The sequence below is a fragment of the Escherichia sp. TC-EC600-tetX4 genome (genome assembly GCF_019356055.1).
Taxonomy (GTDB): Bacteria; Pseudomonadota; Gammaproteobacteria; order Enterobacterales; family Enterobacteriaceae.
In genome coordinates this window covers 1795734-1812294 of record NZ_CP079924.1, presented here as the reverse complement: position 1 = coordinate 1812294, position 16561 = coordinate 1795734, and the positions used below count along the sequence as shown (strand labels likewise).

14 protein-coding genes and 5 pseudogenes are annotated in these 16561 nt (G+C 50.8%); 13 read left to right on the top strand and 6 right to left on the bottom strand.

The features are described 5' to 3' along the window. Window positions 1–1010: 1010 nt before the first annotated feature. Window positions 1011–1316 (top strand): annotated as a pseudogene (locus KXD89_RS08610) (TonB-dependent receptor plug domain-containing protein); the annotation flags it as partial. Between the two features lie 11 nt (window positions 1317–1327). Here the strand turns inward: KXD89_RS08610 and KXD89_RS08605 are convergent. Next, window positions 1328–2556, bottom strand: a protein-coding gene (locus KXD89_RS08605; protein WP_088895425.1) for an IS3-like element IS2 family transposase whose coding sequence is annotated in 2 segments (ribosomal slippage) — window positions 1328–2241 and window positions 2241–2556 — 1230 coding nt in all. Because the reading frame shifts where the segments join, the coding sequence is not laid out codon by codon here. A 90-nt stretch (window positions 2557–2646) separates the two neighbouring features. On the opposite strand from KXD89_RS08605, the pseudogene KXD89_RS08600 reads away from it, so the two are divergent. From KXD89_RS08600 to KXD89_RS08555, 10 genes and pseudogenes are all read left to right on the top strand, one after another. Next, window positions 2647–2847: pseudogene (locus KXD89_RS08600) on the top strand (TonB-dependent receptor plug domain-containing protein); the annotation flags it as partial. Window positions 2848–3035: 188 nt separating this feature from the next. Then, window positions 3036–3587 (top strand): annotated as a pseudogene (locus KXD89_RS08595) (GTPase family protein); the annotation flags it as partial. A 327-nt stretch (window positions 3588–3914) separates the two neighbouring features. After that, a complete protein-coding gene (gene agn43 / locus KXD89_RS08590; protein WP_000820410.1) occupies window positions 3915–7034 on the top strand; it encodes an autotransporter adhesin Ag43 in 3120 nt (1039 codons plus the stop codon). 120 nt (window positions 7035–7154) lie between these two features. Beyond that, a complete protein-coding gene (locus KXD89_RS08585; RefSeq protein ID WP_001350525.1) occupies window positions 7155–8687 on the top strand; it encodes a protein YeeR in 1533 nt (510 codons plus the stop codon). Beyond that, a complete protein-coding gene (locus KXD89_RS08580; RefSeq protein WP_000187523.1) occupies window positions 8684–9130 on the top strand; it encodes a RadC family protein in 447 nt (148 codons plus the stop codon). The genes KXD89_RS08585 and KXD89_RS08580 overlap by 4 nt, the downstream gene beginning before the upstream one ends. 62 nt (window positions 9131–9192) lie before the next feature. Continuing rightward, window positions 9193–9414 (top strand): DUF987 domain-containing protein, encoded by a 222-nt coding sequence (locus KXD89_RS08575; RefSeq protein ID WP_000692323.1) that lies wholly within the window; start codon window positions 9193–9195, stop codon window positions 9412–9414. 73 nt (window positions 9415–9487) lie between these two features. Further along, window positions 9488–9856 (top strand): type IV toxin-antitoxin system cytoskeleton bundling-enhancing antitoxin CbeA, encoded by a 369-nt coding sequence (gene cbeA, locus KXD89_RS08570; protein WP_001285584.1) that lies wholly within the window; start codon window positions 9488–9490, stop codon window positions 9854–9856. A gap of 88 nt (window positions 9857–9944) precedes the next feature. After that, entirely contained in the window at window positions 9945–10319 is a 375-nt protein-coding gene (gene cbtA / locus KXD89_RS08565; protein WP_000854814.1) for a type IV toxin-antitoxin system cytoskeleton-binding toxin CbtA, read from the top strand. Next, window positions 10316–10510 (top strand): DUF5983 family protein, encoded by a 195-nt coding sequence (locus KXD89_RS08560; protein ID WP_000988600.1) that lies wholly within the window; start codon window positions 10316–10318, stop codon window positions 10508–10510. The genes cbtA and KXD89_RS08560 overlap by 4 nt, the downstream gene beginning before the upstream one ends. Before the next feature lie 33 nt (window positions 10511–10543). Then, window positions 10544–10636: pseudogene (locus KXD89_RS08555) on the top strand (DUF957 domain-containing protein); the annotation flags it as partial. Between the two features lie 288 nt (window positions 10637–10924). On the opposite strand, the pseudogene KXD89_RS08550 reads toward KXD89_RS08555, so the two are convergent. Continuing rightward, window positions 10925–11053, bottom strand: a pseudogene (locus tag KXD89_RS08550) (transposase domain-containing protein); the annotation flags it as partial. Window positions 11054–11124: 71 nt separating this feature from the next. Here KXD89_RS08550 and KXD89_RS08545 point away from each other — a divergent pair. After that, the gene (locus KXD89_RS08545) at window positions 11125–11307 is read left to right on the top strand and encodes a EutP/PduV family microcompartment system protein (RefSeq protein ID WP_001016348.1); all 183 of its coding nucleotides are present in this window, start codon (window positions 11125–11127) and stop codon (window positions 11305–11307) included. Between the two features lie 100 nt (window positions 11308–11407). Here KXD89_RS08545 and KXD89_RS08540 read toward each other — a convergent pair whose 3' ends face one another. The 4 genes from KXD89_RS08540 to dacD all read right to left on the bottom strand — a co-directional run bounded on the left by KXD89_RS08540 (window position 11408) and on the right by dacD (window position 14923). Next, window positions 11408–11737 (bottom strand): DUF496 family protein, encoded by a 330-nt coding sequence (locus KXD89_RS08540; RefSeq protein ID WP_000450409.1) that lies wholly within the window; start codon window positions 11735–11737, stop codon window positions 11408–11410. Window positions 11738–11908: 171 nt separating this feature from the next. After that, window positions 11909–12967: an FUSC family protein gene (locus KXD89_RS08535; RefSeq protein WP_001200891.1), complete on the bottom strand. Its 1059-nt coding sequence runs from the start codon at window positions 12965–12967 to the stop codon at window positions 11909–11911. 197 nt (window positions 12968–13164) lie between these two features. Then, entirely contained in the window at window positions 13165–13638 is a 474-nt protein-coding gene (sbmC, locus tag KXD89_RS08530) for a DNA gyrase inhibitor SbmC (RefSeq protein WP_001105415.1), read from the bottom strand. A 118-nt stretch (window positions 13639–13756) separates the two neighbouring features. Then, window positions 13757–14923, bottom strand: coding sequence for a serine-type D-Ala-D-Ala carboxypeptidase DacD (gene dacD / locus KXD89_RS08525; RefSeq protein WP_000830156.1), 1167 nt, complete (start codon window positions 14921–14923; stop codon window positions 13757–13759). Between the two features lie 208 nt (window positions 14924–15131). Here dacD and sbcB point away from each other — a divergent pair, with 208 nt between their 5' ends. Further along, entirely contained in the window at window positions 15132–16559 is a 1428-nt protein-coding gene (gene sbcB / locus KXD89_RS08520) for an exodeoxyribonuclease I (protein ID WP_000980589.1), read from the top strand. Window positions 16560–16561 lie beyond the last annotated feature (2 nt).

Genomic DNA, 16561 nt, shown 5'->3' with positions numbered 1-16561 from the left:
GTTGACCTAAGGTAGCAGTTTATCCTGATGCGCTGAGATTTCTGTAATATCTACGTCAACATTCTCCTCGAATAGAAAATGCAGCCCCGGCAAGTGATTCACATTTTTTAACAAAACGTTGTTAGCGTGCCATTTTCAGAAGCTCTCCAAGAAAGCGAATTCTTTTCTCAAATTCTGCATTCTCAGACACAGCTTTCTACTCCATGGTAATGGCCCAAATACGAAGTTGCTCAGGATCATTAGTGGTGCTGAGAAGTTAAATAACCATGCGGAGTACCACTCGTCATCACGTATTTATATATCATGAAGCTATTGTTGTGTTTTGTACATCAGTAGATATATTCTGATATACTCCTTTTGCTAGACATAACCTTTCACCTGCTTGCAAAGCTTCTGTGTTCTGACATTGCCAAATTGTTGCAATTCTGTATCCAGCCTTCTTTCAGTCATAGCTTCGGGCCGCGATAAGACTCACTGATCTGACCCTGATTCCTCTTGCAGACTTTATAGACCAATTAAAATGCAGTTTCTGCAGGTCAACGTCTGACCATCATTGTCATCACTCTGGCCATTAGAGTAACCTTCTGCATTCATCCTTTTGTAAAAAGTTTATATTAGTATCAGCAATTAACCGGACCTGATACTGATATGAGTCTTACCGCATATACGGTCAATTTCAGCAATTAATTACATTATCCACGCCAAAGTATTTGTCATCACAATGATGGTACCTTCTTTCAGACACCATTTTTTCAACTCCGTTTTCCACGGACCGCACTCTTATGTCAAGAGTGCGGTCCGTGGATACAACCAGAGACCGACTGACACGAGTCAGAGGAAACGACGGATATGTTCAGTCGTAAAATATCTATCAAAAAACATGATTAAGGTCAAAAATGTTTGATATTTACAATTTATGAAGATGACAATAATTATAGATATATGAGAACATAAATGAAAATAATTATCATTACAGTAATCATTTGTACTTTGTATTAATGAGGGATGAAATGTTATATAATATACCTTGTCGAATTTATATCCTTTCCACTCTGTCATTATGCATTTCTGGGATAGTTTCTACTGCAACCGCAACTTCTTCAGAAACAAAAATCAGCAACGAAGAGACGCTCGTCGTGACCACGAATCGTTCGGCAAGCAACCTTTGGGAAAGCCCGGCGACTATACAGGTTATTGACCAACAAACATTGCAGAACTCCACCAATGCCTCCATAGCCGATAATTTGCAGGACATCCCCGGAGTAGAGATAACAGACAACTCCTTGGCAGGCCGTAAACAAATCCGCATTCGTGGCTGGATTTGCCCCTATATTTCCAGACATCTGTTATCACTTAACCCATTACAAGCCCGCTGCCGCAGATATTCCCGTGGCGAGCGATAACCCAGCGCACTATGCGGATGCCATTCGTTATAATGCTCGAACGCCTCTGCAAGGTTCTTTGCTGCCGTTAACCCGTCTGGTTTGGGCATGATACTGATGTAGTCACGCTTTATCGTTTTCACGAAGCTCTCTGCTATTCCGTTACTCTCCGGACTCCGCACCGCCGTGTTCTTCGGTTCAAGTCCCAACATCCGGGCGAACTGGCGTGTTTCATTAGCCCGGTAGCATGAACCATTATCCGTCAGCCACTCCACTGGAGACGACGGAAGATCGTTGCCGAAGCGGCGTTCCACCGCTCCCAGCATGACGTCCTGTACTGTTTCACTGTTGAAGCCGCCGGTAGTGACCGCCCAGTGCAGTGCCTCACGATCACAGCAGTCCAGCGCGAACGTGACACGCAGTCTCTCTCCGTTATCACAGCAGAACTCGAACCCGTCAGAGCACCATCGCTGATTGCTTTCTTTCACGGCCACTCTGCCTGTATGTGCCCGTTTCGATGGCGGTACAGCAGGTTTTCGCTCAAGCAACAGCGCATTCTGGCGCATGATCCGGTAAACACGTTTGGCATTGATCGCAGGCATACCATCAAGTTCTGCCTGTCTGCGAAGCAGCGCCCATACCCGACGATAACCATACGTTGGCAGCTCTCCGATAACATGGTGTATACGGAGAAGCACATCCGTATCATCAGTGTGACGACTGCGGCGGCCATCCATCCAGTCATCGGTTCGTCTGAGAATGACGTGCAACTGCGCACGCGACACCCGGAGACAACGGCTGACTAAGCTTACTCCCCATCCCCGGGCAATAAGGGCGCGTGCGCTATCCACTTTTTTGCCCGTCCATATTCAACGGCTTCTTTGAGGAGTTCATTTTCCATCGTTTTCTTGCCGAGCAGGCGCTGGAGTTCTTTAATCTGCTTCATGGCGGCAGCAAGTTCAGAGGCAGGAACAACCTGTTCTCCGGCGGCGACAGCAGTAAGACTTCCTTCCTGGTATTGCTTACGCCAGAGAAATAACTGGCTGGCTGCTACACCATGTTGCCGGGCAACGAGGGAGACCGTCATCCCCGGTTCAAAGCTCTGCTGAACAATTGCGATCTTTTCCTGTGTGGTACGCCGTCTGCGTTTCTCCGGCCCTAAGACATCAATCATCTGTTCTCCAATGACTAGTCTAAAAACTAGTATTAAGACTATCACTTATTTAAGTGATATTGGTTGTCTGGAGATTCAGGGGGCCAGTCTAGTGGCGAAGCATCCTCCCGTGTTTTAATTCTCATTGATGGTCAGGAGGTAACTTATCAGCGCGCCGGAGATAATTATGGTGTGGGACTGTTGATAGATGAGTCTGCGCTGGAGCGTGTTGAGGTAGTGAAAGGTCCATATTCCGTACTGTACGGTTCACAGGCAATTGGCGGTATTGTTAACTTCATCACCAAAAAGGGTGAATCTCCGGACTCCCTATATCACTTAAATTGATACAACTTTTTAGAGTAGTCATTAGTGAACAGATAATTGATAACTCAGAACCAGTAAAATGCAAAAGACGCACCACGCTGGGAAAATCGCTGCTATTCAGCAGAGTTTTGTATCGAGAATGGTGGCCAGCCACTTATTGCTCTCGCGTAAGCGGGTACCGTGACATTCTGCCTGAACTTGACCTGGTACTGTGGCTGATTAAAGCCGATGACCGTGCCCTGTCTGTGGATGAGTATTTCTGGCGACACATCCTGCAGTGCGGACATCAGCAGGTGCTGTTTGTGGTGACGCAGGCCGACAAAACGGAGCCCTGCCATGAATGGGATATGGCCGGTATTCAGCCTTCTCCTGCACAGGCACAGAATATTCGCGAAAAAACGGAGGCGGTATTCCGTCTGTTCCGGCCCGTACATCCGGTTGTGGCCGTATCGGCCCGCACCGGCTGGGAACTGGATACGCTGGTCAGTGCGCTCATGACAGCGCTTCCCGACCATGCCGCCAGTCCCCTGATGACCCGACTGCAGGACGAGCTGCGCACGGAATCTGTCCGGTCTCAGGCCCGTGAACAGTTTACCGGTGCGGTGGACCGGATATTTGACACGGCGGAGAGCGTCTGTATTGCCTCTGTTGCACGCACGGTTCTGCGTGCCGTCCGTGACACGGTGGTCTCTGTTGCCCGTGCGGTATGGAACTGGATTTTCTTCTGAACCTGTCGTGACTGATGCCCTCCCTGACTCTGAGTCTGCTCACAAAAGCACTGTTTTCGTTACTGTCTCTCTTGTCCGTGCAATAGCTCAATAATAGAATAAAACGATCAATATCTATTTTATCGATCGTTTATATCGATCGATAAGCTAATAATAACCTTTGTCAGTAACATGCACAGATACGTACAGAAAGACATTCAGGGAACAACAGAACCACAATTCAGAAACTCCCACAGCCGGACCTCCGGCACTGTAACCCTTTACCTGCCGGTATCCACGTTTGTGGGTACCGGCTTTTTTATTCACCCTCAATCTAAGGAAAAGCTGATGAAACGACATCTGAATACCTGCTACAGGCTGGTATGGAATCACATGACGGGCGCTTTCGTGGTTGCCTCCGAACTGGCCCGCGCACGGGGTAAACGTGGCGGTGTGGCGGTTGCACTGTCTCTTGCCGCAGTCACGTCACTCCCGGTGCTGGCTGCTGACATCGTTGTGCACCCGGGAGAAACCGTGAACGGCGGAACACTGGCAAATCATGACAACCAGATTGTCTTCGGTACGACCAACGGAATGACCATCAGTACCGGGCTGGAGTATGGGCCGGATAACGAGGCCAATACCGGCGGGCAATGGGTACAGGATGGCGGAACAGCCAACAAAACGACTGTCACCAGTGGTGGTCTTCAGAGAGTGAACCCCGGTGGAAGTGTCTCAGACACGGTTATCAGTGCCGGAGGCGGACAGAGCCTTCAGGGACGGGCTGTGAACACCACGCTGAATGGTGGCGAACAGTGGATGCATGAGGGGGCGATAGCCACAGGAACCGTCATTAATGATAAGGGCTGGCAGGTCGTCAAGCCCGGTACAGTGGCAACGGATACCGTTGTTAATACCGGGGCGGAAGGGGGACCGGATGCAGAAAACGGTGATACCGGGCAGTTTGTTCGCGGGGATGCCGTACGCACAACCATCAATAAAAACGGTCGCCAGATTGTGAGAGCTGAAGGAACGGCAAATACCACTGTGGTTTATGCCGGCGGCGACCAGACTGTACATGGTCACGCACTGGATACCACGCTGAATGGGGGATACCAGTATGTGCACAACGGCGGTACAGCGTCTGACACTGTTGTGAACAGTGACGGCTGGCAGATTGTCAAAAACGGGGGTGTGGCCGGGAATACCACCGTTAATCAGAAGGGCAGACTGCAGGTGGACGCCGGTGGTACAGCCACGAATGTCACCCTGAAGCAGGGCGGCGCACTGGTTACCAGTACGGCTGCAACCGTTACCGGCATAAACCGCCTGGGAGCATTCTCTGTTGTGGAGGGTAAAGCTGATAATGTCGTACTGGAAAATGGCGGACGCCTGGATGTGCTGACCGGACACACAGCCACTAATACCCGCGTGGATGATGGCGGAACGCTGGATGTCCGCAACGGTGGCACCGCCACCACCGTATCCATGGGAAATGGCGGTGTACTGCTGGCCGATTCCGGTGCCGCTGTCAGTGGTACCCGGAGCGACGGAAAGGCATTCAGTATCGGAGGCGGTCAGGCGGATGCCCTGATGCTGGAAAAAGGCAGTTCATTCACGCTGAACGCCGGTGATACGGCCACGGATACCACGGTAAATGGCGGACTGTTCACCGCCAGGGGCGGCACACTGGCGGGCACCACCACGCTGAATAACGGCGCCATACTTACCCTTTCCGGGAAGACGGTGAACAACGATACCCTGACCATCCGTGAAGGCGATGCACTCCTGCAGGGAGGCTCTCTCACCGGTAACGGCAGCGTGGAAAAATCAGGAAGTGGCACACTCACTGTCAGCAACACCACACTCACCCAGAAAGCCGTCAACCTGAATGAAGGCACGCTGACGCTGAACGACAGTACCGTCACCACGGATGTCATTGCTCAGCGCGGTACAGCCCTGAAGCTGACCGGCAGCACTGTGCTGAACGGTGCCATTGACCCCACGAATGTCACTCTCGCCTCCGGTGCCACCTGGAATATCCCCGATAACGCCACGGTGCAGTCGGTGGTGGATGACCTCAGCCATGCCGGACAGATTCATTTCACCTCCACCCGCACAGGGAAGTTCGTACCGGCAACCCTGAAAGTGAAAAACCTGAACGGACAGAATGGCACCATCAGCCTGCGTGTACGCCCGGATATGGCACAGAACAATGCTGACAGACTGGTCATTGACGGCGGCAGGGCAACCGGAAAAACCATCCTGAACCTGGTGAACGCCGGCAACAGTGCGTCGGGGCTGGCGACCAGCGGTAAGGGTATTCAGGTGGTGGAAGCCATTAACGGTGCCACCACGGAGGAAGGGGCCTTTGTCCAGGGGAACAGGCTGCAGGCCGGTGCCTTTAACTACTCCCTCAACCGGGACAGTGATGAGAGCTGGTATCTGCGCAGTGAAAATGCTTATCGTGCAGAAGTCCCCCTGTATGCCTCCATGCTGACACAGGCAATGGACTATGACCGGATTGTGGCAGGCTCCCGCAGCCATCAGACCGGTGTAAATGGTGAAAACAACAGCGTCCGTCTCAGCATTCAGGGCGGTCATCTCGGTCACGATAACAATGGCGGTATTGCCCGTGGGGCCACGCCGGAAAGCAGCGGCAGCTATGGATTCGTCCGTCTGGAGGGTGACCTGATGAGAACAGAGGTTGCCGGTATGTCTGTGACCGCGGGGGTATATGGTGCTGCTGGCCATTCTTCCGTTGATGTTAAGGATGATGACGGCTCCCGTGCCGGCACGGTCCGGGATGATGCCGGCAGCCTGGGCGGATACCTGAATCTGGTACACACGTCCTCCGGCCTGTGGGCTGACATTGTGGCACAGGGAACCCGCCACAGCATGAAAGCGTCATCGGACAATAACGACTTCCGCGCCCGGGGCTGGGGCTGGCTGGGCTCACTGGAAACCGGTCTGCCCTTCAGTATCACTGACAACCTGATGCTGGAGCCACAACTGCAGTATACCTGGCAGGGACTTTCCCTGGATGACGGTAAGGACAACGCCGGTTATGTGAAGTTCGGGCATGGCAGTGCACAACATGTGCGTGCCGGTTTCCGTCTGGGCAGCCACAACGATATGACCTTTGGCGAAGGCACCTCATCCCGTGCCCCCCTGCGTGACAGTGCAAAACACAGTGTGAGTGAATTACCGGTGAACTGGTGGGTACAGCCTTCTGTTATCCGCACCTTCAGCTCCCGGGGAGATATGCGTGTGGGGACTTCCACTGCAGGCAGCGGGATGACGTTCTCTCCCTCACAGAATGGCACATCACTGGACCTGCAGGCCGGACTGGAAGCCCGTGTCCGGGAAAATATCACCCTGGGCGTTCAGGCCGGTTATGCCCACAGCGTCAGCGGCAGCAGCGCTGAAGGGTATAACGGTCAGGCCACACTGAATGTGACCTTCTGACAGAACCATCGCCTCTCTGTGGTCCCGGTCATCATGACCGGGACCCGGACCGGCGCAACGGATCTTCAACGCCACATTCGCTGGCATTAACAATAACATGATATTCATCACGGAGTGACTATGTTACAGATAGTCGGCGCGCTGATCCTGCTGATCGCAGGATTTGCCATTCTTCGCCTTTTGTTCAGAGCATTAATCAGCACGGCTTCTGCGCTGGCAGGGCTCATATTGCTGTGTCTGTTCGGCCCGGCCTTACTGGCTGGCTATATCACCGAACGCATAACCCGGTTGTTCCATATTCGCTGGCTGGCAGGCGTATTTCTGACGATTGCCGGAATGATCATCAGCTTCATGTGGGGACTTGATGGTAAACATATCGCGCTGGAGGCTCACACCTTTGACTCTGTGAAATTTATTCTGACCACCGCTCTCGCCGGTGGTCTGCTGGCTGTTCCCCTGCAGATCAAAAACATTCAGCAGAACGGGATCACACCAGAAGATATCAGCAAGGAAATTAACGGGTATTACTGCTGTTTTTATACTGCCTTTTTCCTTATGGCGTGTTCTGCATGCGCACCATTGATCGCGTTACAGTACGATATTTCACCGTCACTGATGTGGTGGGGCGGGTTGTTGTACTGGCTGGCTGCATTAGTGACGCTGCTATGGGCGGCCAGCCAGATCCAGGCGCTGAAAAAACTGACCTGTGCCATCAGCCAGACACTGGAAGAACAACCGGTGCTCAACAGTAAATCGTGGCTGACCAGTTTGCAAAACGATTACAGCCTTCCTGACTCACTGACGGAGCGCATCTGGCTGACGCTCATTTCTCAACGGATTTCCCGGGGAGAGCTGAGGGAATTTGAACTGGCAGACGGAAACTGGTTACTGAACAATGCCTGGTATGAAAGAAACATGGCAGGGTTTAACGAACAGTTGAAAGAGAACCTGTCATTCACACCTGATGAACTGAAAACGCTCTTCCGGAACCGCCTGAATTTATCACCGGAAGCGAATGACGATTTTCTCGATCGTTGCCTGGACGGCGGTGACTGGTATCCCTTTTCAGAAGGTCGCCGTTTTGTATCATTCCATCACGTGGATGAGCTTCGTATCTGTGCCTCCTGCGGGCTGACAGAAGTACATCATGCCCCGGAAAATCATAAGCCGGATCCGGAATGGTACTGCTCCTCTCTTTGTCGCGAAACAGAAACACTGTGTCAGGAAATTTATGAACGCCCTTACAACAGCTTTATTTCCGATGCAACGGCGAATGGTCTGATTCTCATGAAACTGCCGGAAACCTGGAGTACAAATGAGAAAATGTTTGCTTCCGGAGGGCAGGGACATGGGTTTGCCGCTGAACGGGGAAACCATATTGTCGACAGAGTCCGTCTGAAAAACGCACGGATCCTCGGTGATAATAATGCCAGAAATGGAGCAGACAGACTGGTCAGCGGAACAGAAATCCAGACGAAATATTGTTCAACTGCAGCCCGTAGCGTCGGTGCGGCATTCGACGGACAAAACGGACAGTATCGTTACATGGGAAATAATGGCCCCATGCAACTGGAAGTCCCCCGTGATCAGTATGCCGGCGCTGTTGAAACCATGAGGAATAAGATCCGCGAAGGTAAAGTAGAGGAGAGATGACGCCCGGCGAGCGCAGCCTCATTCAACGGGCCCTGAAAACCCTGGACCGCCATCTTCATGAACCCGGCGTGGCCTTCACCTCCACCCGTGCAGCACGGGAATGGCTGATTCTGAACATGGCGGGACTGGAGCGTGAAGAATTCCGGGTGCTGTATCTGAACAACCAGAATCAGCTGATTGCCGGTGAAACCCTCTTCACCGGCACCATCAACCGCACGGAAGTCCATCCCCGGGAAGTGATTAAACGCGCCCTGTACCACAATGCCGCTGCCGTGGTACTGGCACACAATCACCCGTCCGGTGAAGTCACACCCAGTAAGGCAGACCGGCTTATCACCGAACGTCTGGTACAGGCACTGGGCCTGGTGGATATCCGGGTGCCGGACCATCTGATAGTCGGTGGCAACCAGGTTTTCTCCTTTGCCGAACATGGTCTGCTTTAACCCTTCACAACCACATCACACCTGTTTTCACTTTTATCTTCTGTCTTCAGAGGTATCCCATTATGAAAATTATCACCCGTGGTGAAGCCATGCGTATTCACCAACAACATCCGACATCCCGTCTTTTTCCGTTCTGTACCGGTAAATACCGCTGGCACGGCAGTGCTGAAGCGTATACCGGTCGTGAAGTGCAGGATATTCCCGGTGTGCTGGCCGTGTTTGCTGAACGCCGTAAGGACAGTTTTGGTCCGTATGTCCGGCTGATGAGCGTCACCCTGAACTGAGTGGGAATTCTGATGAGCAGAATTATCGCCACTACCGGACCATTCTTAGCCGATTTTCTGTAAGGATTTTATCGTGTCAGACACACTCCCCGGGACAACACTTCCCGACGACAATCACGACCGCCCCTGGTGGGGGCTGCCCTGCACCGTGACGCCCTGTTTCGGGGCACGTCTGGTGCAGGAGGGTAACCGGTTGCATTACCTTGCCGACCGCGCCGGTATCAGAGGCCTGTTCAGCGATGCAGATGCGTACCACCTGGACCAGGCCTTTCCGCTGCTGATGAAACAACTGGAACTCATGCTCACCAGCGGTGAACTGAATCCCCGCCATCAGCATACCGTCACGCTGTATGCAAAAGGGCTGACCTGCAAAGCCGATACCCTCAGCAGTTGTGATTACGTTTATCTGGCTGTTTATCCGACGCCCGAAATGAAAAATTAACTCTCCAGAATAGCCTTCTGCTACGGCCTGGTGTTTTCACCACGCCACTTTTCCATTTTTATATCTGCATATCAGGAAAATCTTCAGTATGAAAACATTACCTGTATTACCCGGGCAGGCGGCCAGTTCTCGCCCGTCTCCTGTTGAAATCTGGCAGATACTGCTGTCCCGACTGCTGGACCAGCACTATGGCCTCACACTGAATGACACACCTTTTGCCGATGAACGTGTGATTGAGCAGCATATTGAGGCAGGCATTTCACTGTGTGATGCGGTGAACTTTCTCGTGGAAAAATACGCGCTGGTGCGTACCGACCAGCCGGGATTCAGCGCCTGTACCCGCTCTCAGTTAATAAACAGCATCGATATCCTCCGGGCTCGCAGGGCGACCGGCCTGATGACCCGCGACAATTACAGAACGGTAAATAACATTACCCTGGGTAAGTATCCGGAGGCGAAATGATGACACTGGAAGCCGACAGCGTTAACGTACAGGCGCTGGATATGGGGCACATTGTCGTTGACATTGATGGTGTTAATATCACTGAACTGATTAATAAGGCCGCTGAAAACGGTTATTCACTCCGCGTGGTGGATGACCGTGACTCTACCGAAACACCGGCAACTTATGCCAGCCCTCACCAGTTGCTGTAAGACAATGCAGTGATACAGGGTATAGTGCCATTAACCACAGAAACAGCACTGTTGTCCTGTATTAAGCAGGCAAGAGAAGATGTCCTTACCCTGCGCCATCTGCAGCTTCTGCACCAGAACCGGTGAATCTCACTCAACAGGCTTCATTTCTCCTGACGCCAGCCTGAATACAGCTGGCGTTTTCATTTATAAACAGAAAGGAAAACCGATAATAATGGAATGGACGCCCCGACCATGAAGCAACGGTAGGATATTACTGATAAACCTTCCAGTGGAGGTGCGTTATGGCCGTTTTAACGATTAGCATTGACCTGACAAAAAATGAATTCCAAATCCACGGTCTGGGTAGGAACAGAAAAATCTAAGCTCAGAAAACGGATTAAAGTAAGCGTCAACGGAGCACCGTATTGACGCTTATTTATTGGTGAGAACTACGTTCCATGGCAGGAGTTCGTCAACACGGTTGGAGGGCCATTCCGGCAGTATGCTCAGAATATGGCGCAGATACGCTTCCGGATCGATACCGTTCAGACGGCAGGTGCCTGCTTTTCTGGCAACAAGCAGGAATCTCAGCGCTGAAGCAGGAATTAGAGGTAAAAACGCCCTACCGGGCCATGAATCACCCGGTCATTGGAGTAGTAACCAAAGCAGATTTAGCCAGCATGGAACAAATATCTTTGGTGAAAAGTTGGTTACGGGAAGCTGGAGCGCACAACGTGTTAGTAACCAGTGCAGTTAATAACAATGGAGTTACAGAACTTTTTGCCTTGCTGCATACAGAAGAAGGCTGTTGTTAATTTCGATTGGTTCTCGGATGAGAATGATGACGGTGATACACAGATAAGAATCAATGAGCAATGAGGGTTGCCGGGCAACCCTCATTGAATAAAACGGGAATTACTTCGCTTCGCCGTTTTTCATTTCGCCCATAGCTTTCAGCTTTTTGGAGATATCGCGGCGTTCTTTGGAGAGCTCGGCATTTTTGATGATGTAATCGTCAACGCGATCTTCATAGTCACCTTTCATGCTGGCGATGATGCCCTGGATTGCTTCAACGCTCATCCCCGGCTTGATGTAATCGCTCAGGTTGTCCAGCAGCAGGACGCGCTTCTGGTTGTCACGGATCTTTTTCTCAACGTCCTGAATTTCACGTTGCAGTTTGTTCTTACGACGGAACAGACGAACAAATTCCAGTACGTCCTGGAATGAAGGCTTGGTAGTTTCCATTTTTATACCCCTGATAATGTGAGAGTCGGATTCGTTTAAGCAACCGCTATTCGTTAGGGCCAACATTACTCATAGCTGCCGCAGATGACAATGCTTTTATCCCTTTTCACTATCATACCCTTTATCCTTGCTGAATCGAAGCAGCAGCAAGATGATTCTGAAGTTCAGGAATTATTTGCGCAAGGCCCGGCAAATCAGATTCGATAGCAACTCAAGCTGATGCGCCGTTTCCATGTTCAGCCACACATAACCATAGATTGGTGTTTCCACAACCTTCAGGTCATGGTGGTTATTGAGCAACTGACGCAGCTCTTCCACAGCATCGTTCAATTTTTCCGTATTGGCAAAAACCGGCTGCGGATTACCTTCGTACAGCGCATGAACAAGGCTCAGCAGTATTTGCTGCATCATGTGCTGGGTATCACGAAGTTTTTGCGCGTTCAATAACACGAAATGGCTGGGGCGCGTGGCCCAGTATGCATTGATTTGCAACTCCAGCATACAAACCAGATTGCGGTTAATGGTCTGGATACCTTCATATATCGATTTTGGAATACGGGTTTCTTTGCTGGCGGGCGCAATCAGTCCACGCATTTTCACGGCATCGGTCAGGAGTTTTTGTAGATGGCTTTCCAGACGTGGGCGTTCGAGTAAGTTCGGTGAGAATGCAGATTGATAGACCCGATTATACTCGGTCAGACTTTTCGCCAGTTGAATGCGCCAGTGGATGAACGCCCGTTGTGGCCAGATACCGGTAAACAACATTGCCAGTAAAGAGCCGAGGATCACATCGCCGCTTCGCCATAACGCCGTATCAATTTCACCTGTCGGGGAACCCACAACAATTGCCAGCGTCACCCCAATCAATAAACCTTGATACGGTTTCTTGCCCAGCGCCAGCCAACCGCAAAGGAACATGGCCGCCGCGCACCAGACTAACATCAGCGGTAACGAGATTAACTCCAGTTGCAGAGCGATAAGACCTAAAATCGAACCCAACACCGTACCGCCAATACGCTCAAAGGCGCGAGGGACAACGTTACCCCAGAACGAGATTGGCCCCATAATCACCACCATGGTGACCAGCGGCCAGGTGCTTTCCGGGATAGTAAACAGGCGGATAATGAGAAAAGTGAGCAGGAATGCCAGCGCGACCCGAGTACCATGCACAATGCGGTAATGGCGGTATACCCGGATTTCAAACGGGCTTAATGACTTATCGGCACGCACGCAGAAACTCCGTAATGAGATTAAAAGCGCTCATAACTCATCTGTCGGCCAGAAGGCGCGCCTCTGAATTATCCGACGGACAAACCGGGAACAGTGTAATTTCCCGGCAGGAGCGAAAAAATTGAAAGGCGCATCTTACTCTTTTCGCTTTCAAAAAAAAGAGTGGTCATCGCGTTAACACACCGCCCTGAGATGAATTAGTGATGTTTTGGCTGCACCGCAACATACATTTCGATATCCCAGTACCCATCTTCCGCGCCATTGTTCAAATAAACCTCGAAGCAGGGCTTTGGTAACATTTCATAAGCACTGTCCTGCAAGAGACTATTAAAGAACTGATACCAGGGTTTAGCAAAATCATCACCGACTACACGAGCTACCGCCACCGCATACTGACCACCTGTAATTTCTGTCAGAATGACGCCCTCACTGTTTTCGGGAAGCGTAAAGTAACCCGGCACCGTCACGACGGTGTCGCAGCGTAATTTTTCGGCGGGTGTTTCATCTGGATTGTCGTAATAGACAGCAACCCACTCCTTCGGCACAATATTTTTGCTATCTACCCACATCATCAACTGCTCAAAGCCTTTCTTTACCGTCTGTTCCCACGGGCCAACGAGATGGAAACCTGCAACGGTACGTTTCTCTTCCTGCTTAATCTCGTAGTTCATGACGCCTCCATTGATACTGTTTTTATATACAGTATAGTTGCAAAATTAAAACCACAAGGAATGAGTGTTGATTATGCGAGCAGACTCGCACTCCTGCCAGTCTGCTGCAAAAGAAAGGTCAGGCCTTATGGTGGAAATAATCACTCAGGCGAGAAAACATGCTGCCTTCCCCGACAGATTCCAGAGTAACCAGCGGCCAGTGCGCCACCTGTTTATCACGGTCGTAAAGTTCAATTTCCCCTACCCGCTGATGGGCGCTAATTGGCGCGGTGAGTTCTTTACCATCAAGGGTATATTTGGCTTTGATATGTGGAATTTCGGCTTTCGGTAGCACCATCCAGAACTCTTGTTCCGTTCCCAGGTCGATATTTTCTTTATCGCCATACCAGATGCGTTCCGTTCCGACCTTTTTCCCACGGTGCAAAATTTGCACCGTAGTAAAGTTTTGTTGCCCCCAACGCAGTAATTTTCTTGCCTCTTCCTCACGACCTTTTGCACTGTCAGCCCCCATTACCACTGCAATGAGACGACGCTGCCCATCTACAGCCGAAGCAATGAGATTAAACCCGGCACCAGAAGTATGACCCGTTTTCAGGCCGTCAACATTCATGGTTTTATCCCACAACAACCCGTTACGGTTTTGCTGGGTGATACCGTTCCAGGTGAGACTTTTCTCACTGTACATATGATAAAACTCGGGCTCGCCGTGGATGATAGCACGAGAAAGCACAGCTAAATCATAAGCCGAGCTATGCTGGCCAGGTGCATCCAGACCATGCACTGTTTCAAAATGCGTATCCTTGAGATGCAGCTTCTCGGCATAGTTGTTCATCATTTCAACAAACTGCCGTTGCCCACCGGCAATATAGTCAGCCAGAGCAACACAAGCGTCATTTCCGGAATCCACAATTAAACCACGGCTTAAATCACGTACCGATACGCGATCGCCCTCTTTCAAAAACATCAGTGAAGAACCGACAAACACCGGATTATCTTTCGCCCACGCATCGCGCCCCACGGTGACAATATCGTCTGGCGTAATGCGATGACTATCGATAGCGCGATCCACGACATAACCCGTCATCAGCTTTGTCAGGCTGGCGGGATTGCGCTGTTGATGCTCATTACCCGCGGTGAGGATCTGACCGGTGGTGTAATCCATCAATACCCAGGACCCGGCATGAATCTCTGGAGGCTGAGGTGAAAAAGGAATGTTTTCCGCCGCAAAACCAGACGATAAGTTAAAAACGAACAAAGAAGCAGCAATAATAAGACGGCGTTTCAACAGCAAACCCTCAGGAGTTTCAAATAGCTGTTCTTTTTACGGAAATACTTATGAACTGGCTGGAATAAAGTGCAAGAAAATGTGACTACCCTCTCATTTTTATCTGACATGATCTGTTGCCACTCGCTGCCAAATTGTGGCGCTAAAGCTGATTAGCACGGTGATATTTGATACTCTGGCAGACAGCAGAAATAACGGATTTAACCTAATGATGAATGACGGTAAGCAACAATCTACCTTTTTGTTTCACGATTACGAAACCTTTGGCACGCACCCCGCGTTAGATCGCCCTGCACAGTTCGCAGCCATTCGCACCGATAGCGAATTCAATGTCATCGGCGAACCCGAAGTCTTTTACTGCAAGCCCGCTGATGACTATTTACCCCAGCCAGGAGCCGTATTAATTACCGGTATTACCCCGCAGGAAGCACGGGCGAAAGGAGAAAACGAAGCCGCGTTTGCCGCCCGTATTCACTCGCTTTTTACCGTACCGAAGACCTGTATTCTGGGCTACAACAATGTGCGTTTCGACGACGAAGTCACACGCAACATTTTTTATCGTAATTTCTACGATCCTTACGCCTGGAGCTGGCAGCATGATAACTCGCGCTGGGATTTACTGGATGTTATGCGTGCCTGTTATGCCCTGCGCCCGGAAGGAATAAACTGGCCTGAAAATGATGACGGTCTACCGAGCTTTCGCCTTGAGCATTTAACCAAAGCGAATGGTATTGAACATAGCAACGCCCACGATGCGATGGCTGATGTGTACGCCACTATTGCGATGGCAAAGCTGGTAAAAACGCGTCAGCCACGCCTGTTTGATTATCTCTTTACCCATCGTAATAAACACAAACTGATGGCGTTGATTGATGTTCCGCAGATGAAACCCCTGGTGCACGTTTCCGGAATGTTTGGAGCATGGCGCGGCAATACCAGCTGGGTGGCACCGCTGGCGTGGCATCCTGAAAATCGCAATGCCGTAATTATGGTGGATTTGGCAGGAGACATTTCGCCATTACTGGAACTGGATAGCGACACATTGCGCGAGCGTTTATATACCGCAAAAACCGATCTTGGCGATAACGCCGCCGTTCCGGTTAAGCTGGTGCATATCAATAAATGTCCGGTGCTGGCCCAGGCGAATACGCTACGCCCGGAAGATGCCGACCGACTGGGAATTAATCGTCAGCATTGCCTCGATAACCTGAAAATTCTGCGTGAAAATCCGCAAGTGCGCGAAAAAGTGGTGGCGATATTCGCGGAAGCCGAACCGTTTACGCCTTCAGATAACGTGGATGCACAGCTTTATAACGGCTTTTTCAGTGACGCAGATCGTGCAGCAATGAAAATTGTGCTGGAAACCGAGCCGCGTAATTTACCGGCACTGGATATCACTTTTGTTGATAAACGGATTGAAAAGCTGTTGTTCAATTATCGGGCACGCAACTTCCCGGGGACGCTGGATTATGCCGAGCAGCAACGCTGGCTGGAGCACCGTCGCCAGGTCTTCACGCCAGAGTTTTTGCAGGGTTATGCTGATGAATTGCAGATGCTGGTACAACAATATGCCGATGACAAAGAGAAAGTGGCGCTGTTAAAAGCACTTTGGCAGTACGCGGAAGAGATTGTCTAATT